Consider the following 25,424-nt stretch of genomic DNA (forward strand, 5'->3'; position numbering starts at 1 on the left):
TGAATGGTACGACGGTATGGCTTACGGGACGATCAGTGGGAACGGATTCAAGACCTCCTTCCCGGACGCGAAGGGCATGTGGGGGTAACCGCTCGGGACAACCGGTTGTTTGTCGAAGCGGTGTTGTATCGTTATCGGGCCGGGATTCCCTGGCGGGATTTGCCGGAACGGTTTGGCGCTTGGAAAGCCGTCCATACGCGCTTCAGTCGTTGGGCCAAAGCGGGCGTTTGGGAGCGAGTATTCAAGTACTTAGTGGAGGATGCCGACAACGAATACGCCATGATCGACAGTACCATCGTCCGGGCTCATCAACACGGCGCCGGGGCCTCAAAAAAAGCGGCGACGTCCAAGCCATCGGTCGGAGTAAAGGTGGATGGAGCACGAAAATCCATGCGACGGTAGACGCGTTAGGCAATCCGACCGGGTTTGTTCTGACGCCGGGGCAGGCCTGCGACCTAGCGGGAGCGGACGAACTCTTGCCCACTCTGGAAGCCGAGATCGTCATCGCGGACAAGGGCTATGATGCCGATCAACGGGTGATTGAACCTTTGCAACAGGCGGGTAAAACCGTCGTGATTCCACCGAAGCGGAACCGCAAAGTCCCACGCGAGCATGATCGACACCTCTATAAGGCACGCCACCTGATCGAGAATTTTTTCTGCAAACTCAAGCAATTCCGCGCCATCGCTACCCGCTATGACAAAACCGATTGCAACTTTCTGGCCGCCATTTTTCTCACTGCAGCCGTTATCTGGCTCAATTGAGGACACGCCCTAAAGCTCCAGGCATCCCGTTAAAAGCCATTTAAAAAGAAAGTATGCCTCGGGAAGACCTAACTCATACCTTCAAGGTGGGTAATTGACACACGCGCACAGCATTCTGGACCGGCGTCGCGCCGGCATTCTCCTGCATATCACTTCTTTGCCCAGCAATCTCGGGAACGGGGATTTAGGTCAAGACGCCTATAGATTCATTGATTTTCTGGCAGGCTGCGGCGTAAGCGTTTGGCAGACGCTTCCGATTAACCCCACGCATGCCGATGGTTCACCCTACCAGTGCTTGTCGGCCCATGCCGGTAATCCGCTGATGATAGACCTTAAATGGCTGTCCGATCGTGGCTGGCTGCCGGCGTCACTGGCTCCTATCGGGGAAACGTCAGCCTTTGATTATCGAGTTCGCTGCTTAAAGCAGGCCTTCGAATCTTTCAAAAGATGCCCGCAAGGCGAATACCGCGACGCTCATGACCAATTCGTCAAAATACATGATTGGTGGTTATCGGATTACGCACTCTTCATAGCGCTAAGAGAGGACCTCGGCAACAAAGCATGGCAGGAATGGCCCGTAGCAATTCGGGACCGCGAGCCCGCCGCCCTAAAAGCAGCTCAATTACGTCTGGCGGATAGCATCGCCCGAATTAAATTCGAGCAGTTCGTCTTTTTCGAACAATGGATTGAATTACGGCGCTATGCCAAGCAGCGGGGAGTCGTGCTATTCGGCGACATGCCAATATTCGTTGCCGGCGACAGTGCGGACGTATGGGCTTGCCGAGAGTTTTTCGACTTGACGGACAGAGGTTATGCCCGCGTCGTAGCCGGGGTGCCGCCCGACTATTTTTCGGCCACAGGCCAACGCTGGGGAAATCCCCACTATAACTGGGAACACATGGAATCCACTGGGTTCCTCTGGTGGCTGGAACGATTCCGGAGTCAATTGGCACTTTACGACTGGGTGCGCATCGACCACTTCCGCGGTTTCGAAGCGTACTGGGAAATACCCGCCGAATCCGACACGGCTATTCACGGCCGCTGGGTCAAGGCTCCCGGCAATGCTCTATTGGATAAGGTATTTGCCACGCTCAACGGCTCCGGCCTGCCACTGGTTGCGGAAAATCTTGGCATTATCACACCCGAAGTCGAAGCACTGCGTACCCAGTTTAATATTCCCGGCATGCTAATACTGCAATTCGCCTTTGACGGAGGCGATGATAATCCTTATTTGCCCGATAACCACACCGAGAACAATGTGGTCTATACGGGCACTCACGACAACGACACCACGCTATCCTGGTACGAAAGCTTACCAGAGGCGCAGCGGTATCGTGTTTGTGAATATCTTCGCAATCATTGCGATGACGATGACAAAGAAGTGCGAATGCCACAAAGCCTCGTCCGGTGCGCATTGGCTTCTGTGGCGAGATTAGCGGTAATACCGATGCAGGATGTCCTGGAACTGGGCCATGGACACCGCATGAATACGCCCGGAACAATCGCCGGCAATTGGCAATGGCGTTTTTCCTGGGAGCAACTCACAGAGCACAAGGCCGCAAGCCTGGCCGAGATGGTTCGCTCTTATGGACGGCACATCTAGATCCGCCTGAGCACCTTAACATCCGGCGGCGCAAACCTGCTCCGCGCTTGCAGATAACTTCTGGTTGCGGTGCGTTACTCCAAAAAACGCTTCGATAATCGCCATGTCGTGATATTCGAAACGCGAATGCTTATAGCCTTTGAGAGGCTATCTTGCGGTGAGGGACGACGAAGTTAGACTAGGCTGAACGTAGCCAGAAGAAGCTTTGTTGCATAAATTCGGTGAGGGTTCGGCCATACGGCAACTAACTTTCTCAACCTCTTTACGCAACAAAGCTTAGCGATCAGATGCTCCTCCGGAGCCGTTATTTTTTCCTCCGGTCTTAGCGCTTGCCTGCAGATATTAACTCCTGCTTTAGCGGCAAGATTTCTTACGGTTTTGCGTTCTGTATCTGTCTTTCAACTTGAGATCTCGTTTCCTCAAAAGCCTTGACGGGCACGCTCTCCATTTCCCTGCTCTTCAAGAGGAAAACTCCGACAATAGCTGCCACGATGATACCGCCGATGTAGAGCCAAAAATTGTCTTTTTCTTGTTCCATCTTTTTTTACCTCAACAAAACTCTTTGGTTTGTGACACAACGCTCCCTGACATCAAGAGCGTCTAGTTAGGACCGTAACTAAGTTACGCCCGCTGGTGAAAACCTCTCATCAGCAGAGACTTTCCACGCAACGGGACACTATTCTATGAGCGTTAATAATGATGTTCAAGATTTTAGCCTTGACTTTTTTTTAGCGTGAAGCGGGTTGAGCTCTAAGGCGTTGGCTTTACAGCATTTTCTCGTTTCTCAAAAATTCTTGTAAATGTTCCATTAAGCCCTCTGCAGCCTGTTCGATCATGTCCCGCACCCGGATGAAAAGGACTTCTTCGGCGTGAAAAGGATCGGGAACATGGTGCGTTTTGAACTGTGGCGCAAAGTCGAGAAGATACCGAATTTTGTGGACTTGACTTCTCGGACAAATAAACCTCAGCGCGTCGTAATTTTCTCCGTCCATCACCAGAATATGGTCGAATCGCTGAAAATCAGCGAGCGCAACCCTTCTCGAGCGTTGACCGCTAATATCGATGCCCCGTTCCAGCATGGCTCGCTGAGCACGCGGATCGGGCGGATGCCCCAAATAGTGGGCATGGGTTCCGGCCGAGTCTATGAATATCTCGTCCACGTAACCAGCCTTTTTCACCAATTCCCTCAGGGCGCCCTCGGCCATGGGGGATCGGCATATGTTGCCCGTACAACACAGCAAAACGTTAATTTTATTCATGATCCATAGTTACTCCGGATAGCTGGAGCTTCAGGTGTGCAGGATGATTCCTGGTTGTCCGCTTTGGCAGCCAAACCTTATCTCTCACTTGTTGTAAAGAATTCTCATACCGAAGAAACTCATTCACCCATCTGTAACAATAAACCGCGTTTGCGGGCAACATGAAAGGCGAAAAGATAAAGGATGAGGCCGATCAAAAGGTAAATCGCATTCAGCATAACGGCCATCCAAAACAAATCGAGGGGAAAAACATGCTCGCGCACGACCGCACGCATGCCTTCAAACACATGGCTGGAGGGTAACAGCAGAGCAACTTTTTGCAGCCAGTCGGGAAGCACCGAGATCGGATAATAGATGCCGCTGAGGGGTGCGACGGCAAAAATCACCGCCCAGGCCAAACTCTCGGCTCCCAGCCCGTAACGTAATACGAGTGCGACCACCATCAGGCCGATGGCCCATCCCATGACGAGCAAATTTGCAAAAAAAGCCACGAGCGGGAGTCCCATATCAAAGATCGAATAGCGATATAGAACGACCGCCAAGCCTGCGGCCGCTCCGACACCGATCGATGTCCTCAGGAAACTTACCGTCAGCAAGGCCATGACCAATTCATGAGGACGCAGCGGACTAACGAACAAATGCCCGAGATTTCGGGAATACATCTCTTCGAAGAAGACTACGGAAACGCCCAATTGGGCGCGAAACAACACATCCCATAGCAACACGGCGCCGATCAACAATCCCGCAGCCTGCGCCACCCATTCGCTGTGGCCGATGAAGAATTGATTGATAAAACCCCACAAGACCATCTGCATCGTCGGCCAATAGATAAGCTCGATAAGCCGAGGCCAGGAGCTGCGCATCAAATACAGGTAACGCATGACCAGGGCGAAAATACGACGCAGGCTCATAGACATCACTGTTTCAAGCTGATTGGTGTTCTCGGTCGCGCGCGATATCGATAAAAACCTGCTCCAGACTGTCTCTCCCATACTTCTGCACCAGCATGGCGGGCGTACCCTGATCCACGATACGGCCTTGCTTAAGAATCAAGACGCTATCGCATAGCCGCTCCACCTCCTGCATATTGTGAGAGGCAAGCAGCACCGTTGAGCCGGACCTTTGCTGATAGGCTTTCAGAAACGTTCGGACCGTGTCTGCCGAAGCCGGATCCAAGGAAGCGGTTGGCTCATCCATCAGCAACACTTCAGGCTCATTCAAGAGCGCTTTGGCTAACGCGACACGGGTGCGTTGTCCCGCCGAAAGGGACCCGTAAGAGCGATGCATCAGGGCTTCGAGGTCGAAGGTCTCCGCAAGAGAGCGCAAACGTCGAGCCCGGTGCCGAATCCCGTAGAGACGGGCGTAAACGTCGAGATTTTGCTTGACCGTAAGGCGATGCGGCAAGTCCACGTAAGGAGAGGTAAAATTCATGCGAGACAGCGCGGCATAGCGGTTTTTGACCATATCCACGCCCAGAATCCGGATACTCCCCGAAGAAGGCAGTAACAGCCCCAATAGCATACCCAGAGTGGTCGTTTTCCCTGCCCCATTTCCGCCGAGCAAGGCACAGGTGGCGCCTTCCGGCACATCGAACGAAATTCCGTCTACGGCCACCACGGGACCATACCGTTTGCAAAGACCGTGAACTTCGATTGCGGGAACCCGCATAAATTTATCCTCTGCCTAATACGACGCACGAAGCCTGCTTGTTGGATTACCGTAGCCTCGAACATAGGCTTTGCCACTTTTTAGTAGAACGATGACACCCGAGCCGAACACTACTTCCATATCGTGTAGACCGCCTGAACCGGCTGTTGGCGTTGGAGCGATCGTTTTCGATGCATCCGAGCGAGTTCTTCTGATTCGCCGCGGCAAAGAACCTGCCTTCGGACTATGGTCGATCCCCGGAGGCAGACAGGAACCCGGCGAGACTCTCATTCAATGCTGCCGGCGCGAGGTACTTGAAGAAACGGGAATCGAGATAGAGCCAGGTCCTATCGTTGCTCTCGTCGAGCGGATTGTCAGCAACTTTCATTACATCATCATCGACTTCGTCGCAGTCCCGAAAGATCCTGATGGCCCCGACCCCAACCCCGCCACCGATGTCTCCGACGCTCTTTGGGTGGCGCTTACCGATTTGAATCGCTACCCACTCGTAGAGGGTCTGGAACGGGTTATTCGAATCGCTCGTGAGAGTTCACGCTCAGGTTTCGCTGTGGGCTTAGTCGATGCCGATGGGATTGGCCGCGACTTCTTGCCCAATCTCTAGCCGGAGATACACCACTTGGAGATTTCCAAATTTAAGTCAGGCGAAGACGGAAAATTGCAACCAAAGCGCCCGTAAGCGCCAGCAGTGTTGGAAAGAAAGCCGCAAATATTGGGTTCATCTCATAAATCAGGCCCAAGTGGCCGAATGTACGGTCAAACAAATAAAAGCCCAATCCGATAACGACACCCACTACGATGCGCTGCCCCATACCGACCTCTCGACGAACCGGCAGCACAAAAGGCGCGGCAACAAGCAACATGACCAAGGTAACCGCCGGATTCACGATTCTTCCCCAAAACGCCAGTTCGACGGACGAAGATTGCTGTCCGTTTTCCTTCAGATAATCGATGTAGCGCGACAGTTCGTAAGCCGATAGGTTTTCCGGACTGATCACGAATGCATTCAGCAGATTCGGCGCAAGCACCGAGGACCAATCGGTATGTGCTTTTTGTTCGGTGACGATCCCATCGGCATGAAATTGGCTCTCGCGAATGTTGTCCAATCGCCACTGCTTGCCATCGTAAACAGCTTTGTCGGCATGCGTGGCCGAATGGAGTTTCTGTGCCTCGTCCAGCTTGAAGATATTGATATCGCCTAAATTTTCCGGCCGTTCGATCTGACGAATATTGATGAACACATTGCCGTCTCGCACCCAGAACCCGTACTTGGTTCGTGATGCCACCTGCTTTTTCAATGCGGTAGCCTTGAGCGTATGAGCCGCGCGCTCCGCTACGGGAGCGATGTATTCGCCGATCCCCAGGGAAATCAACACTAGCATCATTCCGCCCGCCAGCACCGCAGCGATGATACGCAGGCGAGAGACTCCCGCGGCTTGCATGGCCACCAACTCCCGATTATTGGCCAAGGCTCCCAGGGTAACCAGGCTTCCAACCAATGCAGCGGAAGGCATCAGCTCATAGAAGTTACGCGGTGAAGTCAAGATCAGATATTGAAGGATATTCGCCAGACCATAATTCCCCTGGCCCAAATCCCCCAACTCATCTGCAAACGTGAAAAAATTAAGGAGCACCAGCAGGATCAACACAGCAATCAACGATCCCTTGATCACTTCTCCGGCAATATATCGGCTTAGGGTTTTCATAACCGGAACTTATCCTTGGCGACCTGGATGATCCAACCAAAGCCGAGATTTCTAATGAACAGGACTCCGGCAATGACCAGCAAAAAGAAATAAACCCCGGAATAGCTCAGCCAGAGCGGTATCTTCTCGGTCATCAGAAGACCCTGGGTGATCTTTTGAGCATTCTCGTAAACCACATAGATCAGAAAGGCTGTAAATACGTTGCCGTAGACGCCGCTACGTGGCGCAATTTTCGCTAGCGGAACGGCCAAAAAGCTCAAAAACAGCACCCCAAACGGTACCGCCAACCGTTTCTGCAACTCCGCCAGTTCCCGTGGCGTGTGCGAATACCACAGCATAACGCTATCGGCGGCCTCGCGCTTAAGCGACGCCGTCTCACCCTCCGGACCATCTATGCGCACGGCGTATTCCTCAAACTCGCTGATGATGAAATCAGCCTGTCCGGGTATCCCTTGATAACGGCGGCCGTTCTGCAAAACGACGAAATACTCGTTTAGTTCGTTTCTTTTGAGTCGCCCGTTCTCAGCGATAACCACGCCGGTCTTGTCCCGCTGCCGGCTTTGCACGAAGATCTTGTGCATGGAGTTGTCTTCGTTCAACTCCTCGGCGTACAAGATGACATCGCCTTGGCTGAATTCATTAAATCGGCCCGGCTTGATACCACGTATGTCGGCGCTTTTCTCGTCCTTCTTCATAAGCGCCTGAGCCTGCCGCTCGGACCACGGCATGACCTGCAAAGCTAAAATGGTGGCCAAACCACACACCGGCAGCACCAGCCAGCTCATCGCCCGATAGACGCGACTGGAACCCACTCCGCTGGACGCCAGCACCGACATCTCGTGATCCCGGTACATACGTCCCAGCACGGTCAGTGTCGCCATGAACAAAGCGGCGGGAAGCAATTGGGCGGTTGCCGATAGGATTTTGAACCCGAGCAGTTGAAATATGGTTTCGCCGGACAATTCGCCTTCAATGGCTTTGGCGAGAATGTTGAGAAACTTACGACTGACGATGATTACGACCAAGACACCGAGAACAGCACTCAAGGTCTTGGCGAGTTCCGCCGCCACCATCCGGTCGAGTACCGAGATGATCGGGGCATGTCTCCACTGAAGCGGTTTAAAAGGATGGGGTTTCATAATAAGCTTTAACGATTCGAGGCCTCCCTTGAAGATTGCGATCAATTACACAATCCATCCTTAAGCAATAATCCGCAGATTTTACCATGGACTATTCGGCAAAATGTGACTCGCTCGACACGGTTACCGCCAACTGTGCAATTCTAGGCTTTCACCAAAAACGAAAACTGACCTCGGCCGGAAGCGCTTTAGACGATCATTTAGGAGGTTTGATCTCCAAACTTCTCAAGCGCGACGACATCGAAGGAAAAGTCGGTGACATCCTGTTAATAAACCATGTTCCCGATGGCGATATCGAGCGCATTTTACTCGTCGGTCTCGGCAAGAAGGGCGAGTTGGGTCCCGCCGCTTACCGCAAGGCGCTAACCACCGCGGCGAAATTGCTGAAGGATTCAGGCGCAAAGCTCGCCGTAAGCCTTCTCCACGAACCGGAGGTCGAAGGGCGCGATTTGGGCTGGAAGGTCCGTCAAGCCGTGGAAATCCTCGAAGGAAGCTTATACAAATTCACCCGGTTGAAAAACGACGCGGACGATAAACCGCAACGCCTATCCAAGCTGCAGTTCCTGCTCGACAGTGAGGATCAACTGGCCGAAGCCAAGCTCGGCATCAGACAAGGCCAGGCCATCGCTAACGGCATGAACATCGCCAAGGACTTGGCCAATTTGCCGGGCAATCTCTGCACTCCGACGTATCTGGCCGAACAAGCGGAACAGATGGGCAAAAGCCGCAAAATCAAGGTTCGAATACTGGATGAATCCGATCTCGAAGAATTGAACATGGGCGCTTTCCTATCCGTCTCCAAAGGCAGCGAACAGCCCGCCAAGCTCATTGTCATGGAGTATTCCGGCGCCTCATCGAAAGCCAAGCCGTTCGTTCTGATCGGCAAAGGCCTCACTTTCGATGCCGGCGGCATTTCGCTGAAGCCGGCAGCCAATATGGATGAAATGAAATACGACATGTGCGGAGGCGCGAGCGTTATCGGCACACTCTCGGCGGTCGCCGAACTCGAGTTGCCGCTCAACGTGGTGGGATTGGTTCCGGCTTCCGAGAATCTCCCGGACGGCAGGGCCAATAAACCCGGCGACATCGTCAAGAGCATGTCCGGTCTTTCCATCGAAATTTTGAATACGGACGCCGAAGGCCGCTTGCTGCTGTGCGACACGCTCACCTACGCCAAGAAATACGAACCGGCCGCCGTAGTGGATGTCGCCACCCTGACCGGCGCCTGCATCGTCGCTTTGGGCCGTCATCCCAGCGGACTCTGGAGCAACAACGAAGACCTGGCAGCGGCGGTACTCAAGGCCGGCGAGGCATCTTGGGACCGGGTGTGGCGCATGCCGCTCTGGGAGGAATATCAGGAACTGCTCAAGTCCAACTTCGCCGATGTCGCCAATATCGGTGGACCCGACGGCGGCAGTATTACTGCCGCATGTTTCCTGTCTCGCTTTGCCAAGGAGTTTCCGTGGGCTCACGTGGACATTGCCGGAACCGCTTGGAAAAGCGGCAGTGAAAAAGGCGCGACAGGACGCCCGGTGCCGCTTCTGGTGCAATATCTGGTCGACCAAGCGAAATGACCCGGATCGATTTTTATGTATTGCCGACCGGGGATGCTCATAACCGGCGGTTGATGGCATGCCGACTCACCGAAAAGGCCGTTAAGCAAGACCTTACGGTTTTCCTTTATGCATCTTCCGAAGACGAAGAGCGGGTGCTCGACGATTTACTGTGGACATTCCGGCAAGGCAGCTTCGTAGCCCACGAACGGCTCGATGACTCGGGAATCCAAGGCGAAGCGCCAGTGGTCATCGGGCGCCAAACTGCGCCACAGCCTGCCAAGGACATACTGATTAACTTGAGTGCCGATATACCGCCCGCTCTCGACCGGTTTGAACGTCTGATCGAACTCGTCGACCAGGATGAAACGATAAAGCAGGCGGGCCGCCGCCGATACCGGCTCTATACGGATCAAGGACATACCATTCAGACCCACCACTTGGATAAGCCCGACTGAAGCCCTTGAGCCCCCGAGTTTTCAATATAATTCAAGATCGATCGCCCTGCGCCGACCCTAACGGCGTGATCGGCCATCTCTCATAGAACAACAGAACACGTCATGGATAAAACCTACGAGCCTCATTCCATAGAACCGCGATGGTACAAATTCTGGGAGGAAAACGGATATTTCGCGCCCAGCGGAAGCAGAACACCTTACTGCATCATGATTCCGCCGCCGAACGTGACGGGCAGCTTGCATATGGGACATGGCTTCAACAACACCGTCATGGATACTCTGATCCGCTACCACCGCATGCTGGGCCATAACACCCTATGGCAGATGGGCACCGACCATGCCGGCATCGCCACACAAATGGTGGTGGAACGGCAATTGGCAGCGCAGAACCTCACTCGCCATGACCTAGGCCGCGAAAATTTCCTGGAAAAAGTTTGGGAGTGGAAGGCCGAATCCGGTGGAACCATTACCCGACAGTTGCGCCGACTGGGTTCGTCGGTGGACTGGAGCCGGGAACGCTTCACCATGGATGAAGGTTTGTCCCGTGCCGTGCAGGAAGCCTTCGTGCGCCTCTACGATGACGGGTTGATTTACCGCGGCAAGCGCCTGGTGAATTGGGACCCCAAGCTGCACACTGCCATCTCCGACCTGGAAGTGCAGAGTGAGGAGGAAAAAGGCAGTCTGTGGCACTTTCGCTATCCGCTGGCGGACGGCTCGGGCCATTTGGTCGTCGCCACCACCCGCCCGGAAACCATGCTGGGCGATACCGCCGTGGCGGTGCACCCGGCGGACGAGCGTTACAAGCAGTTGGTGGGTAAGACCGTCAGGCTGCCCATTACGAACAGGGAAATCCCAATCGTTGCCGATGATTACGTCGATCCCGAATTCGGCACCGGCTGCGTGAAAATCACTCCGGCCCACGATTTCAACGACTACGAAGTGGGCAAGCGCCACAACCTGCCGCTCATCAACGTGTTGGACAAGGATGCCCGGATCCTGCACGAATTCACCGTGCTCACCTTTGAAGGCTACGCGGGAACCCACGGCGAACAGGCGCCCGAAAAGTATGCGGGACTGGACCGTTTCGAGGCGCGTAAACAAATCGTCGCCGAGTTCGAAGCACTGGGGCTATTAGAAAAAATCGAGCCGCACACTCTCAAAGTACCCCGCGGCGATCGTTCCGGCGTGGTCGTCGAGCCCTGGCTCACCGACCAGTGGTACGTCAGCGCCAAGGAACTGGCCAAACCCGCCATCGAAGCAGTGGAAGACGGCCGCATCCGCTTCGTGCCCCAACAGTACGAAAATCTTTATTTCTCATGGATGCGCGATATTCAGGACTGGTGCATCTCCCGCCAATTGTGGTGGGGTCACCGCATCCCGTCCTGGTACGACAATCACGGCAACGTCTACGTGGGCCGCAACGAGACGGAAGTACGCTCCAAATACAGCCTCGACGCCGGCCTGGAACTGCGCCAGGACGAGGATGTGCTGGACACTTGGTTCTCCTCGGCCCTGTGGACTTTCTCGACTCTGGGCTGGCCGGACGAGACGCCGGAATTGAAGACCTTCCATCCCACCGACGTACTGGTGACCGGGTTCGACATCATCTTTTTCTGGGTGGCACGCATGGTCATGATGACCATGCACTTCATGAAACACCCGGACGGAAGCCCGCAAGTCCCGTTCAAGACGGTTTACGTGCACGGGCTGGTGCGCGATGCGGAAGGCCAGAAAATGTCGAAATCCAAGGGCAACGTGCTGGACCCCCTGGACATCATCGATGGCATCGGCTTGGAAGACCTGGTTGCCAAGCGCACCGGCGGCCTGATGCAGCCGCAAATGGCGCAGAAAATCGAAGCACGCACCCGCAAAGAGTTCCCTCAGGGCATCGCCGCATACGGCTGCGACGCCCTGCGCTTCACCTTCGCTTCCCTGGCCTCCACCGGGCGCGACATCAAGTTCGACATGGGCCGGGTCGAGGGCTACCGCAATTTCTGCAATAAGCTGTGGAACGCGGCGCGCTATGTGCTGATGAACACCGAGGGCAAGGACTGCGGACTGGATAATGCGAACGTAAAGTTCACTCTGGCGGACCGGTGGATTCGGAGCCGTTTACAACTGACGATACGAGAGACGATCAGCGCGATCGAGAGCTATCGTTTCGACCTGGCCGCTCAAGCGATCTATGAGTTTGTTTGGAACGAGTATTGCGACTGGTACTTGGAATTGTCCAAACCTACGTTGTATGGCGTGGAATCCTCTGATGGCAGGGAAACACTGATCTCTATCGAATATGTTTTAGGAACACGCCAGACGCTGGTCCACGTATTGGAAACAATTCTTCGCCTGGCCCACCCGCTGATGCCTTTCATCACCGAAGAAATCTGGCAGCGCGTAGCGCCTTTAGCCGACAAGAAGGGCGTGAGCATCATGTTGCAAACCTATCCCGAGATCGATGAAAGCTGGATCGACCCGGAATCGACGGCCGAGATGGAATGGGTCATGAACATTATCTTGGGCGTTCGGCGCATCCGCGGAGAAATGAACATCGCGCCCGGCAAGCCGCTGCCGCTTTTGGTTCAAAATGGCTCCGAACAGGACCGGCTTTGGTTGAACCGTAACCAAGAGTTCATTGTAAAACTGGCCCGCGTCGAAACCGTAACGTGGCTTTCGGAATCCGAGGCGGCTCCGGAGTCGGCCACGGCTCTGATCGGCGAAATGAAAGTTCTCATTCCCATGAAAGGATTGATCGACAAGGACGCCGAGCTGTCACGGCTGGAAAAGGAAATCCAGCGCTTGTCCAAAGACCTGCCTCGAATCGAAGGCAAGCTGAACGACGCTGGCTTTCTTGAAAAAGCCCCGCCCCAGGTTATAGCTAAGGAGCAAACCCGCCATCAAGAGATTCGACTTAGCCTAACGGAGTTGCAGGCGCAGGCGGAAAAAATCCGCGCTTTATAGGGCCAGTCAACTATATGCAAGACGATTCGGCCAAAGAAACCCCTGAAAACAGCCCAAAAGCGATCGACGCTGGTTCGTTGGCGGTCCACGAGGAGGACATCCCGACAACTCTGGAAGACTGGACCAGTTGGCTGCGGGACAAAGAAATGCCCATTTTCTCCCACACCGCGCAACGCCTTAATCAAGCAATTGAAGATAAACGCTCGGGAGTATCCGAACTCGCGAAGATCATTCTCGAAGATCCGGGTTTAACGGCCGGGCTGCTGAAGCTCGCCAGCAGTCCCTACTACAATCCCAACAGCGTTCGTCTGGCCACCGTTACGCGAGCCATCGTGTTGCTGGGACTTAATGTTATCCGCGAATTGGCTTTAGCCTGCTCGTTCATCGAAACGGTCATGTCGAAGCATGGGAAACAGCAAGTCAACAAGGAAATCGCCTGTGCCTTGCACAGCGCAGTACAGGCGAAATCACTCGCAATTTTGGTCAACGATCCGCAGCCGGAGGAAGTATTCATCGCCGCCTTGCTGCACAACATAGGCCACATCGGCTTTTGGTGTTTCGAGCTGAACATGGGTGGCAAGATCCAGGAGTTAACGGAAAAGCAAAAAATGCCTGCGGAAAGAGCCGAAAGAGCGGTCCTGGGATTCCAGCTTATTCAGCTCGGCGCCTCGTTGAGCAAAACCTGGCGCCTCGGCGGATTGATCGAAGAAGCATTTTCCGGCAGATCGCCCCGTACGGAGTACGTTAAGCTGGGCTACCAAATCGCGAGAGGTTCTTCACGCGGGTGGCAATCCGAAGAAATCAAGCGCTGCATCTATAGAGTGGCCGAGCTGACGGGCCAACCGCACCGCAACTTGCTCCAGCTATTGCAGCGTAACGCGGAAAGCGCGGTAAAACTCGCCAGACAATTCGGAGCCCATGAAGCCATGGCATATATTCCCGGCGCCGAGCGGGAATCGACGGCTCGGCAGCGGCAAACCGACGAATCCACACAGCGGGACGAAGCCGGCCTAATGCAAATTATGCAGGATATTACCAACCTCTTATGTGGTGAGTTCGACTTGAATCTAGTCTTCGAAATGGTCATGGAGGGAATCTATCGGGCTTTGCGCATGGACCGCGTGCTTTTCGCGTTGTTGACGCCGGATCGTAGACGGCTCAAGGAAAAGTCCGCTCTCGGATGGCCTCCGGTCGAAACCCGGGGGCTCTTGCAAGTCGGCATTGGCGGTTCACCGCCCAACATTTTTTCTAATACGCTGGAGAAGAACGAGTACCTTTGGGCGCGTGAAACCGATGCGGAAACTCAACGGCTATTTACCGGAGAGGTCATAGCGCATTTCGGCCAACACGATTGCTGCCTCTCACCAATCAGCTTCGACAAAAAGGTCATCGGCCTCTTCTATGCCGATCGCGCGTTTAGCAAAGAGCCGATCACGCGGGATGTTTTTGACAGTTTCCGTCAGTTGACCATGCAGGCCAATATCGCCTTGAAGCTTATTCAAGCGCGCTGACATTCGACGGTATCGTAAACCACTCCGTTCGTCGGACATCGGAGCAAACTGGATAAAGTCTACGTATCAACTAATATTATCCAGGCTTTCAACACACGCATGCTTAGCAGTCCGCAGCGTTAATACTCATGGCGACCACGGCGACGAAATTGCAACTCAGCGGATTGGCCAGAAGCCTGGTCAAGGATGGGCTGTTAACGGAATCCGATGCGCAGCTTCATTTCGAAGAGGCTCTGCGAAAAAAGACCCATTTCGTAAGCTATTTGGTCAACAACAAAATTCTCGATAGCCTGACTATCGCATCCGTGGCATCGAGAGAATATGGAGTTCCCCTGTTCGACCTGGATGCGATATCTCTGGACATGATGCCGATCAAGGCAGTCAGTGAGAAGTTGATCCGCCAACACCACGTTCTACCTCTTTTCAAACGCGGAAACCGCCTGTATTTGGGTGTTACGGATCCGACCAATCTCCAAGCTCTGGACGAGGTCAAATTTCATACCCGATCAAGCACCGAAAGCGTCATCGTAGAGGAAGACAAACTGGCGCGGATGATCGACACGGCGATGGAAGCGGTCGACACCTCGTTCAAAGACTTGTTGGACACAGATCTCGACAATCTTCACATTACCGGTGGCGATGAAGCCGATCAGCCGGCCGAAGGCGACACTTCCGACATAGACGATGCGCCGATTGTCCGTTTCGTCAACAAAATTCTCCTCGACGCCATCAAGAGGGGTGCTTCTGACATCCACTTCGAGCCTTACGAGAAAAATTTCCGCATTCGCTTCCGCCATGACGGCATGCTTCACGAGATCGCAAGCCCTCCGCCCAATCTGGCAGGACGTATGTTGGCGCGGCTTAAGGTCATGTCACGAATGGACATTGCCGAGCGGCGGATACCTCAGGACGGCCGTATCAAGATGGCGCTGTCGAGAACTCGCGCCATCGACTTCCGTGTCAACTCCTGTCCGACGCTATTCGGCGAAAAGATCGTACTGCGTATTCTCGATCCCACCGCGGCCCAACTCGGAATTGAAAAGCTCGGCTTTGAGCCGGAGCAGCAACAAAATTTTCTGAGCGCCATCAATAAGCCCTACGGAATGATCCTAGTTACAGGACCTACCGGAAGCGGCAAAACGGTAAGCCTCTACACCGGGCTCAATATCTTGAATACGGCCGACCGCAATATCTCGACGGCCGAAGATCCGGTGGAAATCACTGTACCCGGCATCAATCAGGTCAACGTCAACGTCAAAACCGGCCTGACCTTTGCCGAGGCGCTTCGGGCGTTTTTGCGGCAAGACCCGGACGTCATCATGGTGGGCGAAATTCGTGATCTGGAAACGGCTGAAATTGCGGTCAAGGCTGCACAGACCGGCCATTTGGTGCTATCCACCCTGCACACCAATGATGCGCCTCAAACGCTCAACCGCTTGATGCAGATGGGTATACCCGCGTTCAACATCGCCTCCTCCGTGCTGTTGATTATGGCGCAACGGCTGGCACGGCGACTTTGCGAACATTGCAAGAAGGAGGAGAAACTCCCCCCGGAAGTCCTGTTGGAAGCCGGTTTCCGGGAAAACGAGCTGGGCAGCTTCACGGTTTTTGGACCGGTAGGCTGCGATAAATGCGTAAAAGGATATAGAGGCCGGGTCGGTATTTATCAGGTCATGCCCATTTCGGAATCCATTAACCGCATCATTCTCGAAGGCGGAAACGTCCTTCAGCTTGGCGAGCAAGCGAAAGCGGAGGGCGTAGCAGACCTACGGGAGTCGGGTCTGCGGAAAATCAAGGCCGGCATTACCAGTTTGGAAGAAATCGACCGCGTCACCCGAGACTGATTTTTTATGGCAAAAGAAGAACTTATTCTGTTTTATTGGGAAGGTGCCGACCGCACCGGCGGGCGCGTCAAAGGGGAACTGTCCGCACGCACCGAGACTACGGCCAAGGCCGAACTCCGGCGCCAGGGCATCAAAGTAATTAAGATCAAGAAAAAACCCAAGCCGCTGTTCAGCGCGCGAAAGAAAAAAATCACGACTAAAGACATCGCCGTATTTAGCCGCCAGCTAGCGACCATGATGAGTGCAGGCGTACCGCTGGTTCAGGCCTTCGATATTGTCGGACGCGGCCACGAAAATCCAAGCATGCAAGATTTGATTATGAGCATCAAAGCGGATGTCGAGGGTGGCAGCCCCCTTGCCGAAGCATTGGGCAAACATCCGATTTATTTTGACGAGCTATTTTGTAACCTGGTGCAGGCCGGCGAGCAAGCCGGCGTTCTAGAGACGCTGTTGCACAAGATCGCCGAATACAAGGAAAAAACCGAAACCCTTAAAGGCAAGATCAAGAAAGCCTTGACTTATCCCACAGCCGTCATCGTGGTTGCCTGCATCGTAACCGCTATTCTGCTGATTTTTGTTGTACCGACATTTGAGGATTTATTCAAAGGTTTTGGGGCGGATCTCCCAGCATTTACCCAAATGGTTATCGAGATGTCCCGGTTTCTCACGGCCTGGTGGTATGTAGTACTGGGAGTCCTTGTCGTTATCGGCTTTGTTTTCGTAAAGCTCAAGCAGCGCTCCGCCGCTTTCAATCATGCCCTGGACCGATTTATGTTGCAGATACCGGCTATCGGCACAATCCTGCACAAAGCCGCTATTTCGCGTTTTGCCCGAACCTTGGCCACCATGTCGGCCGCCGGAGTACCCTTGGTAGAGGCGTTGCAATCGGTGGCCGGCGCTACCGGTAATATTATTTATTCCAATGCCGTCTTGCGAATGCGGGACGAGGTAGCCACCGGACATCAGCTTCAGCTAACCATGCGTCAGGCAAATCTATTTCCCAACATGGTAATACAGATGGTTGCGATCGGGGAGGAATCCGGCTCCCTGGACAGCATGCTTGCCAAAGTGGCGGACTTCTACGAAGAAGAAGTAGACAACGCCGTAGATTCTCTAAGCAGTCTTCTTGAGCCCATGATCATGGCATTCTTAGGGGTGGTCGTCGGTGGCTTGGTAGTCGCCATGTACTTGCCGATATTTAAACTCGGATCCGTTGTCTGAACGAGAGAATACGGACGTGACTCCATCCATCCGATTACTGGCTGATAATCCCCTTTTGTTCTTGGCCGTTATCGCCGCTTTGGGGCTCGTGGTCGGCAGCTTTCTAAACGTGGTCATTCACCGGCTTCCGGTTATGCTGGAGAAAAACTGGCGGCGCGAGTGTCAGGCCTTTCTGGATCTCGAGCCTGAAGCCGATCCAGGTCAGCCCTACAATTTGCTAGTTCCGGGCTCTCATTGCCCCCAATGCAAACGACCGATTCGGCCTTGGGAAAACATTCCGATCGTCAGTTATCTAATGCTTAAAGGGCGATGCGCAGGGTGTGGAATGCCGATAACCTTTCGCTACCCGGCTATCGAGGCGCTGACCGCCGTGATTTCGATCGCTGTTGCCTGGCATTTCGGCGTTACCTGGCAAACCGCATCCGCGCTGCTACTCAGCTGGAGTCTAATTTGCCTGAGTTTTATCGACTTCGATCGCCAACTGCTTCCCGACGCGATTACAATGCCCATACTCTGGCTGGGTCTGTTTCTCAGTCTGTTTAACCTATTCACAGACAGCACTTCTAGCATACTGGGAGCCATTTTCGGATATCTATGCCTTTGGCTGGTATACCATCTGTTCAGGTTAGCGACCGGCAAAGAAGGAATGGGACACGGCGATTTCAAACTGCTTGCTTTGCTGGGCGCTTGGCTGGGATGGAGCATGCTGCCGACCGTGGTGCTCCTCTCTTCTTTGGTCGGGGCTGTAATCGGCATCGCCATGATTGCCATTTTCAGGCACGACCGCAGCATTCCCATTCCATTCGGTCCTTATTTGGCTATGGCTGGGTGGATTGCGTTGATGTGGGGTCACGACATAAACGCCGCTTACATGCGTTTCGCGGGGATTTCCGGCTAAGAGCTTGTGAAATAACCTACTACGCGGCCCGAGTCCGCGCCTGCGATGCTCAACGTACCCGATCCAACGAAAGCACATCGCGTAAGCGACTCATTAATCTCCCTCTCCCGATCGCTCACAGTACATCTCCCTCTGGGAGAGGGTTGGGTGAGGGCCGTACACCCGCGCTTTTTATGCAGGGCTTCCATGCCCGGCACCCTTCGGGCGGCTACCGCCGTGTACCAATTCGCCGGGAGCGACCATTCTGCCGGGAGCAGAATGGGACGAACGGAGTTCGCCCGGAGGGCAAAGTCGAGGAAAGGATTTTGTCGTTTGGAACGTGCAAAACATGTCCCGAAGGGCGAGCCTCAGGGATGAGGCGAGTAAATCGGCCATCCTGCCGATTTGTCGACGCGGACTCGGGCCGCTCACTGCGGTTTTTTCTCAACCTCTGAGTTAATATGCTCAAGATCGGCCTAACCGGCGGGATCGGCTGCGGCAAAAGCACGGTTGCCGAATTATTCGCCGCCAAGGGTATTCCGATTCTGGATGCGGATGTGATCGCCCGCGAGTTGGTCGAGCCAAACCAACCGGCATTCGAGGCGATAAAGCAGCACTTCGGAGCGGCGATTCTAAAAGATGGCTGTCTTGATCGAGTAAGGTTGCGAGAAATCGTTTTTTTCGACCCCGAAGAAAAACGCTGGCTTGAGACCCTGCTACATCCCTTGGTGTATTCCGAAATAAACCGAAGACTAGCGATTCTATCCGCGCCCTACTGCATCTTGGTCGTTCCCTTGCTGCTGGAAACCGGACGAAGACATCTTGTGGACCGGCTACTCGTCGTGGATTGCCCAGAAGACTTACAGCGGCAGCGTGTCGAGCTTCGCGATGGACTGAGCCAGCCAGAAATCGAAAAAATTATGTCCTCCCAACTTAGTCGCAGCGAACGGCTCGCGGCCGCGGATGATGTGCTCGAAAACATTGGCGATAAAGTAAGTCTCTCAGACCAAGTCGAGCAATTACACCAATTTTATCTCGCTCTTAGCAGACATTGATTGCCACGAGTCTCGCACAAAATCAGGTACAAAAGGTAGGTATTGACTAATTGCCGGGATAAACGAAAATGTTGATCGCCAACGGACACCCTTAATTTATAAATCCTGGATCGGATTGTTTATTATGCTTTCTATTGCCGAAACTCCCGCCTTAAACGATTCCATCATTTATGAGTTCCCGCTTAATGAACGCATACGTGTGCTCATGCGGCTCGAGCAACTCTTTCAGCAGCTTGACCACTTCATGACCGGTGATTCGATTTGGGACAGTCGGGCGGTAATCGCAACCCTGCTGGATGTCCTAACTCTTTTTAGCCGCAATGATCTTAAGTCGGAAACTCTAAAGGAATTAGATCGCCATGCAGCAGTGCTCACTCGAATGGCGCACAATCAAGACATTGATCATGCCAAGCTAGATAAAATCCTGACTAAGCTGGACAAATTAAGTAAAGAGCTTTACGCCACCCCGGGTAAACTCGGCCTCTCTCTGATGGAGAACGAGTTGTTTAAGAGCATCTCTCAACGCAGCGCCATTCCGGGCGGGACTTGCTCATTCGATTTACCCGCCTTTCATTACTGGCTTAAACTCGACGACCACACACGCCGACAAGATCTCGAGAATTGGCTAGAGCCGTTCCGGCTCATACGTTCGGCTATCGATATTCTGCTAAATTTCATACGCACCGGCGCCGCCCCGACCGAAGAACGGGCTAGCGGGGGCTTCTTTCAGAAAAGCCTGGATCACACCCTGCCATTTCAACTTCTCCGCGTCGGCGTGAAGCGTTCACAACCATATTTTGCCGAGATTAGCGGGGGCAAACACCGATTTACCGTCCGTTTCATGATTCCTGATACGGTTGAACGGCCAACCCAGTGCCAGGATGACATTACTTTCCAATTAACGTGTTGCTTATTGTGACGAGCGAGCTTGTCCGACGCACTTCCATACAAAATCATTAAATGTCCTCGCTGTCGAAAGCCGGTAGCTTGGAACGAAACCCATCCGTTTAAGCCATTTTGCAGCGAATACTGCAAATTGATCGACCTGGGCGAATGGGCTACAGCCTCCTATGCCATAGCCGGTGAGCCGGCAGCCCCCGACGCATCGGACGGCGAAACACCGTTATCTAACGACCATACTGATCACCTTCCGGGTCCATAAGCATCGAGGACCACGCGCCCACACTATGGAGCGCCGTTCTTGAAAACTCATCCTAAACCCTCATATTTACAAGCGCCTGTTTTAGACCAAACGAGGAGTCCTCCATGCCTATCTATGAATACCAATGCAAATCGTGCGGCCACGAATTCGAAGCGATACAAAAAATCAGTGACGATCCCTTGAAAGAATGCCCTGCGTGCGGCGATCTCGAATTGAATAAATTGGTGTCGGCTGCCGGGTTTCGGCTAAAAGGCGGTGGTTGGTACGAAACGGATTTCAAAGGCGGCAAAGACAAGAAAAAGAACCTGGCCGGCGAAACCTCGGATGGCAAATCGGATACATCGCCAGCCAAGAAAGAAACTCCAAAGCCGGCAGCGGATGCAACCTCGTAAACTTGTACATGGACTGCCAGGCCCGTAATATTCCCGGTTTTTATTGATCCAAGTTAGAGATATAGCGATGCGTAGCCACAGATGTGGAGAATTGACGGAAAGCCATTTGAATCAGGAAGTGGATCTTTGTGGCTGGGTTCACCGCCGCCGCGATCACGGCGGTGTAATCTTCATTGACCTCCGCGACCGCGAAGGGTTGGTTCAGGTCGTATTCGATCCCGATTATGGGGAAGCCTTCAATGTGGCGGAAACGGTCCGCAGCGAATATGTGCTCAAAGTGCACGGCAAGGTCCGCCGGCGTCCAACCGGAACGGAAAACCCCAATTTACCGACGGGAAAAATCGAGGTTTTGGCTACTCGCTTGGAGATCCTCAACAAAGCCGAAACGCCTCCTTTTCCTCTGGAAAGTGAAATTGAAGTCAGCGAAGAAACCCGCTTGCGGTTCCGTTACATCGATTTGCGCCGCCCGGTGATGCAGCATCGCATGAGAATGCGGCGCGACATTGTGCGTTTCCTTAGGCAATTTCTCGATCATCATGGATTCTATGAAATCGAGACGCCTTTCCTGACCAAAGCGACCCCGGAAGGCGCGAGGGACTATCTGGTCCCGAGCCGAACTCATCCCAATCATTTCTTCGCTTTGCCGCAGTCGCCGCAGTTGTACAAACAACTCCTGATGATTTCCGGCATGGATCGCTATTATCAGGTGGTACGTTGCTTCCGGGACGAAGACCTGCGCGCCGACCGCCAGCCGGAATTCACGCAGCTCGATATCGAAACGTCTTTCATGGACGAAAAACAGATTACCGATCTAATGGAAGACATGATCCGGGATCTGTTCGCGGAAGTGCTCAAGGTCGAACTCCCCAATCCGTTTCCACGGCTCACGTACGAGGAGGCCATGCGGCGGTACGGCTCGGACAAACCGGATCTGCGCATCCCGCTGGAACTGGTGGACGTGGCGGACCTGGTAGCTTCCGCCGAATTCAAAGTGTTCGCCGGCCCCGCCAACGATCCCGATGGTAGAGTCGTGGCGCTTAAAGTCTCCGGCGGCACCGATTTGTCCCGCAAGGAGATCGATGATCTGACCCAGCATGTCGCCATATATGGCGCGAAGGGCTTGGCCTACATTAAAGTCACCGACCGTAGCACCGGCATCGAAGGCTTGCAATCGCCCATCGTCAAATTCCTCCCTGCGGAAGCCGTGCGCGGCATCCTTGACCGGGTGGAGGCGCAAACCGGCGACATCATTTTCTTTGGCGCCGACAAAGCCAAAATCGTCAACGAGGCCATGGGCGCCCTGCGCCTCAAGCTGGGCCACGACCGGGGCCTCGCGCAAGGCGACTGGAAACCGCTTTGGGTGGTGGACTTCCCCATGTTCGAATGGGACGAAAAGGAGAACCGCTGGTTCGCCCTGCACCACCCGTTCACCGCGCCCAAATGCAGCCTCGAAGAGCTTCAGTCCAACCCCGGCCAGGCACTCTCCCGTGCGTATGACATGGTGCTGAACGGTACCGAAATCGGCGGTGGTTCGGTGCGTATCCACCGCACCGAAATGCAGGACGCCGTATTTAAGCTGCTCGGTATCGGGGACGAGGAAGCCCAGCAGAAATTCGGGTTCCTGCTCAATGCCCTCAAGTACGGGGCGCCGCCTCACGGGGGACTCGCCTTCGGCCTGGATCGACTGGTCATGCTCATGAGCGGCGCAACCTCCATCCGCGAGGTCATGGCCTTTCCCAAGACCCAGTCGGCCTGGTGCCCGATGATCGACGCCCCGGCCATGGTTACTGACGCCCAACTCCGCGAACTCGGCATCCGCCTTCGCCGTCCGCAGGAGGGAGAAAAAGGCGACACGGTCTAACTCACGGTACAACCGAAAGCATGCAATTGGCGTTAGCGTAGCTTGTGCCGAAGCCATAAACCTCTGACAGGAATGGGCTTCGGCAACGTCACTATCAACCTGGCGGCAGCCAGGCCCATTTCCAGTTCCGCATACTGTCGCAAAACATAGACATCGGCGGCGGTTTCCGCACCCACGGGCTACAATGCCGTCGACCACCACCTCGGTCAAGACCGCCTGGACCCGCTCTGGACCTAAGAATACTTAGGTCTCCAACATGTTCGGCCAAACCATGCCCAATCTCACGACCAATGTCGTCCTGCAGCGACTCCACACCCTCCGGTATTCACTAAATCCCGACAAATCCGCATTCAAAACGCCTCCGTTCGAACACATACATTAACCAAAGCATCACCCCACTGCAGAGCTGTCCTGATCGATTCAACGGCCGTTTCTAGGAAAAGGCCCGCACTTACTGCTCGTTAAGAAAGTAATGTCAGTAACCTCTAATTTTAACGTTCAGGAACGGCGCGGCTTCCAGCGCGCTTAGCTATGACATTTCTTAAGTTTACGAGCGGTAACCGCCCGCTCCCGTAGCGTACGCTCTAATCGCGTACTTTCTACTGTATATCGTGAAAATCGCACTCCTTGATGTGTAGAGTAGAAGTAATAGCTGGCCCAGGTTTTGCTTAATATCAATCCGTGAGGACGTCACGCTGACTTTTTTCTGTTGAGAAATGAGGCATCGGAATATTCGGCTTCCGTAAGTATTTAGGAGATAGGATCGGGATTCATGAATTTACGGAGAATTATGGACAGAAGGGTTTGGTTGAGATCACTGCCTCTAGGCGCGCATGCAATTCTGGTAATGCTGAGTGGATGCGACAGTCAGTCCGCATCCGAAAAAGCGACTCAAATTGCGGCGCGGGTCAACGGGGAGGAAATTTCCGTCGGCCAAATCGATGTGCTCGTTGCGCGTTCGGGCGCGGACACCGACGGTCAAGCCAAAAGCACACAGGAGAAAAGCATAGACAACTTGATAGATCAACAACTTCTCTCACAACAAGCGATCGAAAAGCACCTTGATCGCGACCCCCAGGTCACTCTCGCAATGGCGATGGCTAAGCGTCAAGTCCTTGCGCAAGCCTACCTCGATCATGTTGGGCAGGCGGTTTCCAAACCGGAGCCCGGCGAAATTAGCGCTTTTTACAAATTTCATCCTCAGCTGTTCGAAAAGCGCAAAATCTACAAATTCGACGAAATATCCATTCCCCTAACCCCCAAAAATCGCGATGCCATCGAGCCGCATGTAAAGCAGCCCGTTCGGTTCGATGCACTATCGAAATGGCTGCAAGAGCAAAATATTCCCCATACTTCAGAAACGGTAGTCCGTGCCGCTGAACAGCTGCCCTTGGAACGACTTGAAGAATTCGATCATTTGAAGAAAGGGGAAGCTGCATCCTTCACGGAAGACGAAAAGCTCGTTGTACTGCAATTGTCGGCCATCAAGGAAGCCCCTCTCGATTACGATAAGGCCGCCCCCCTAATCGAGGTATTCCTCATGAACCGGAATCGCAAAGTGCTGATAGATCGCGAGTTGAGCCGCCTCCGTCAGGCCGCAACCGTAGAGTATTTCGGCGATTTTGAAAAACCGGAAACACCCCGCCAACGGTGAGCAATAAGGCCAAATATGTATCGGATAACACGGAACAAGCTGATAAAAAACGATAATAGGATAACAATAAACTTCACGTTCGCCCTAGCCAACCGATAATGAATTTCACAAGGATCAGAATACGAATCTCTGTTTTTTTCAGCAAGTAACATTGGGGTTATATATGAATGTAGAAACTCTCCGAGACATTTTTTACAAAACGGCTTTCGCTCTGCTGTTCGCCTGGGTCAACGAAGCCTCCGCATTGAACATAAAAGATGATGCTTCGACTTTCGTTATGCATCCTAGCAATGACGACAAAATTGACTATTTTATCGATAAGTCCAGTTTCGGTATGGCATCATCCGGCGATTCCTTTTTCGCTGCAAGCTCATTTTCCGAGATAACCAGCAACCGCTATAGTCCCCTGTCCTTCACCGATATCAATACCTTTACCCTTGAGATATTAGCCCGCCAATCTTCTAAGGACTGGAATATGAGCGGACAGGAGATAACTTTCAGCGAAATGCAAAATACCCCGCTAAAGGCCGCGGAGATTGGCGACCACTTGAAAGGACAAAAAGGCTATTCTTATATCGGTTACGCTTCCTCAGCACCTGAAACAGAGACCTGGCTTATGATGCTGGTTGGAATTACATTAATCGGATTGCAGGTAATACGCGGCGATAAGAAAACCGAGGCCATTTATTCCTCGATCCAGTAGCCGTAACCGTCGGAAGGCGGCTCAACCTAATAATAAGCT

General features: G+C 53.6%; 23 protein-coding genes. 17 read left to right on the forward strand and 6 right to left on the reverse strand.

The features are described from left to right. Nucleotides 1–3: 3 nt before the first annotated feature. Both VEB01_RS06220 and malQ read left to right on the forward strand, forming a co-directional pair. A protein-coding gene (locus VEB01_RS06220) for an IS5 family transposase (protein WP_324873874.1) occupies nucleotides 4–764 on the forward strand; the annotation gives its coding sequence in 2 pieces (ribosomal slippage) (nucleotides 4–328 and nucleotides 328–764; 762 coding nt in all). Nucleotides 765–858: 94 nt separating this feature from the next. Continuing rightward, nucleotides 859–2,367, forward strand: a complete 1,509-nt coding sequence (gene malQ / locus VEB01_RS06225; protein WP_324873770.1) for a 4-alpha-glucanotransferase — start codon at nucleotides 859–861, stop codon at nucleotides 2,365–2,367. Nucleotides 2,368–2,737: 370 nt separating this feature from the next. Here the strand turns inward: malQ and VEB01_RS06230 are convergent, their stop codons facing one another. The 4 genes from VEB01_RS06230 to VEB01_RS06245 all read right to left on the reverse strand — a co-directional run bounded on the left by VEB01_RS06230 (nucleotide 2,738) and on the right by VEB01_RS06245 (nucleotide 5,294). Next, on the reverse strand, nucleotides 2,738–2,905 hold the full coding sequence (locus VEB01_RS06230) for a hypothetical protein (protein ID WP_324873772.1): 168 nt from the start codon (nucleotides 2,903–2,905) through the stop codon (nucleotides 2,738–2,740). 226 nt (nucleotides 2,906–3,131) lie between these two features. Then, the gene (locus VEB01_RS06235; protein WP_324873774.1) at nucleotides 3,132–3,626 is read right to left on the reverse strand and encodes a low molecular weight protein-tyrosine-phosphatase; all 495 of its coding nucleotides are present in this window, start codon (nucleotides 3,624–3,626) and stop codon (nucleotides 3,132–3,134) included. Nucleotides 3,627–3,745: 119 nt separating this feature from the next. Then, nucleotides 3,746–4,537 (reverse strand): ABC transporter permease, encoded by a 792-nt coding sequence (locus VEB01_RS06240; RefSeq protein WP_324873776.1) that lies wholly within the window; start codon nucleotides 4,535–4,537, stop codon nucleotides 3,746–3,748. A 13-nt stretch (nucleotides 4,538–4,550) separates the two neighbouring features. Continuing rightward, nucleotides 4,551–5,294, reverse strand: a complete 744-nt coding sequence (locus tag VEB01_RS06245) for an ABC transporter ATP-binding protein (RefSeq protein ID WP_324873778.1) — start codon at nucleotides 5,292–5,294, stop codon at nucleotides 4,551–4,553. Nucleotides 5,295–5,385: 91 nt separating this feature from the next. Here VEB01_RS06245 and VEB01_RS06250 point away from each other — a divergent pair, with 91 nt between their 5' ends. Then, nucleotides 5,386–5,895 (forward strand): NUDIX hydrolase, encoded by a 510-nt coding sequence (locus tag VEB01_RS06250; RefSeq protein ID WP_324873780.1) that lies wholly within the window; start codon nucleotides 5,386–5,388, stop codon nucleotides 5,893–5,895. A 31-nt stretch (nucleotides 5,896–5,926) separates the two neighbouring features. Here VEB01_RS06250 and lptG read toward each other — a convergent pair whose 3' ends face one another. Next, nucleotides 5,927–6,997: an LPS export ABC transporter permease LptG gene (gene lptG / locus VEB01_RS06255; RefSeq protein WP_324873782.1), complete on the reverse strand. Its 1,071-nt coding sequence runs from the start codon at nucleotides 6,995–6,997 to the stop codon at nucleotides 5,927–5,929. Continuing rightward, on the reverse strand, nucleotides 6,994–8,136 hold the full coding sequence (lptF, locus tag VEB01_RS06260) for an LPS export ABC transporter permease LptF (protein WP_324873784.1): 1,143 nt from the start codon (nucleotides 8,134–8,136) through the stop codon (nucleotides 6,994–6,996). The genes lptG and lptF overlap by 4 nt, the downstream gene beginning before the upstream one ends. A gap of 86 nt (nucleotides 8,137–8,222) precedes the next feature. Between lptF and VEB01_RS06265 the strand changes: the two genes are divergently transcribed. The 14 genes from VEB01_RS06265 to VEB01_RS06330 all read left to right on the forward strand — a co-directional run bounded on the left by VEB01_RS06265 (nucleotide 8,223) and on the right by VEB01_RS06330 (nucleotide 25,385). Next, the gene (locus VEB01_RS06265; protein WP_324873786.1) at nucleotides 8,223–9,710 is read left to right on the forward strand and encodes a leucyl aminopeptidase; all 1,488 of its coding nucleotides are present in this window, start codon (nucleotides 8,223–8,225) and stop codon (nucleotides 9,708–9,710) included. Next, nucleotides 9,707–10,147, forward strand: a complete 441-nt coding sequence (locus VEB01_RS06270) for a DNA polymerase III subunit chi (protein WP_324873788.1) — start codon at nucleotides 9,707–9,709, stop codon at nucleotides 10,145–10,147. Before VEB01_RS06265 ends, VEB01_RS06270 begins: the two co-directional genes overlap by 4 nt. A gap of 102 nt (nucleotides 10,148–10,249) precedes the next feature. Beyond that, nucleotides 10,250–13,105, forward strand: a complete 2,856-nt coding sequence (locus VEB01_RS06275) for a valine--tRNA ligase (RefSeq protein ID WP_324873790.1) — start codon at nucleotides 10,250–10,252, stop codon at nucleotides 13,103–13,105. A gap of 14 nt (nucleotides 13,106–13,119) precedes the next feature. Continuing rightward, nucleotides 13,120–14,616 carry an HDOD domain-containing protein gene (locus VEB01_RS06280; protein WP_324873792.1) on the forward strand — a complete coding sequence of 499 codons (1,497 nt, stop codon included), beginning with the start codon at nucleotides 13,120–13,122 and terminating at the stop codon, nucleotides 14,614–14,616. A gap of 128 nt (nucleotides 14,617–14,744) precedes the next feature. Further along, entirely contained in the window at nucleotides 14,745–16,460 is a 1,716-nt protein-coding gene (gene pilB / locus VEB01_RS06285; RefSeq protein ID WP_324873794.1) for a type IV-A pilus assembly ATPase PilB, read from the forward strand. A 6-nt stretch (nucleotides 16,461–16,466) separates the two neighbouring features. Next, complete coding sequence (locus tag VEB01_RS06290; protein WP_324873796.1) at nucleotides 16,467–17,681, forward strand: type II secretion system F family protein; 1,215 nt, start codon at nucleotides 16,467–16,469, stop codon at nucleotides 17,679–17,681. Between the two features lie 16 nt (nucleotides 17,682–17,697). Next, the gene (locus VEB01_RS06295; protein WP_324873798.1) at nucleotides 17,698–18,579 is read left to right on the forward strand and encodes a prepilin peptidase; all 882 of its coding nucleotides are present in this window, start codon (nucleotides 17,698–17,700) and stop codon (nucleotides 18,577–18,579) included. Between the two features lie 440 nt (nucleotides 18,580–19,019). Next, nucleotides 19,020–19,613 carry a dephospho-CoA kinase gene (gene coaE, locus VEB01_RS06300; RefSeq protein WP_324873800.1) on the forward strand — a complete coding sequence of 198 codons (594 nt, stop codon included), beginning with the start codon at nucleotides 19,020–19,022 and terminating at the stop codon, nucleotides 19,611–19,613. A gap of 124 nt (nucleotides 19,614–19,737) precedes the next feature. Then, on the forward strand, nucleotides 19,738–20,532 hold the full coding sequence (zapD, locus tag VEB01_RS06305; protein ID WP_324873803.1) for a cell division protein ZapD: 795 nt from the start codon (nucleotides 19,738–19,740) through the stop codon (nucleotides 20,530–20,532). 9 nt (nucleotides 20,533–20,541) lie between these two features. After that, on the forward strand, nucleotides 20,542–20,775 hold the full coding sequence (locus VEB01_RS06310; RefSeq protein ID WP_324873805.1) for a DNA gyrase inhibitor YacG: 234 nt from the start codon (nucleotides 20,542–20,544) through the stop codon (nucleotides 20,773–20,775). A 104-nt stretch (nucleotides 20,776–20,879) separates the two neighbouring features. Then, nucleotides 20,880–21,167 carry an FmdB family zinc ribbon protein gene (locus VEB01_RS06315; RefSeq protein ID WP_324873806.1) on the forward strand — a complete coding sequence of 96 codons (288 nt, stop codon included), beginning with the start codon at nucleotides 20,880–20,882 and terminating at the stop codon, nucleotides 21,165–21,167. A 67-nt stretch (nucleotides 21,168–21,234) separates the two neighbouring features. Then, complete coding sequence (gene aspS / locus VEB01_RS06320; RefSeq protein WP_324873808.1) at nucleotides 21,235–23,028, forward strand: aspartate--tRNA ligase; 1,794 nt, start codon at nucleotides 21,235–21,237, stop codon at nucleotides 23,026–23,028. A gap of 847 nt (nucleotides 23,029–23,875) precedes the next feature. Then, nucleotides 23,876–24,682 (forward strand): EpsD family peptidyl-prolyl cis-trans isomerase, encoded by an 807-nt coding sequence (locus VEB01_RS06325; RefSeq protein ID WP_324873810.1) that lies wholly within the window; start codon nucleotides 23,876–23,878, stop codon nucleotides 24,680–24,682. 163 nt (nucleotides 24,683–24,845) lie between these two features. Beyond that, nucleotides 24,846–25,385 carry a hypothetical protein gene (locus tag VEB01_RS06330; RefSeq protein WP_324873812.1) on the forward strand — a complete coding sequence of 180 codons (540 nt, stop codon included), beginning with the start codon at nucleotides 24,846–24,848 and terminating at the stop codon, nucleotides 25,383–25,385. Nucleotides 25,386–25,424: the final 39 nt, after the last annotated feature.

Origin of the sequence: Methylocaldum sp. (assembly GCF_035627495.1) — a bacterium.
In the GTDB taxonomy this organism is placed as follows: domain Bacteria; phylum Pseudomonadota; class Gammaproteobacteria; order Methylococcales; family Methylococcaceae; genus Methylocaldum.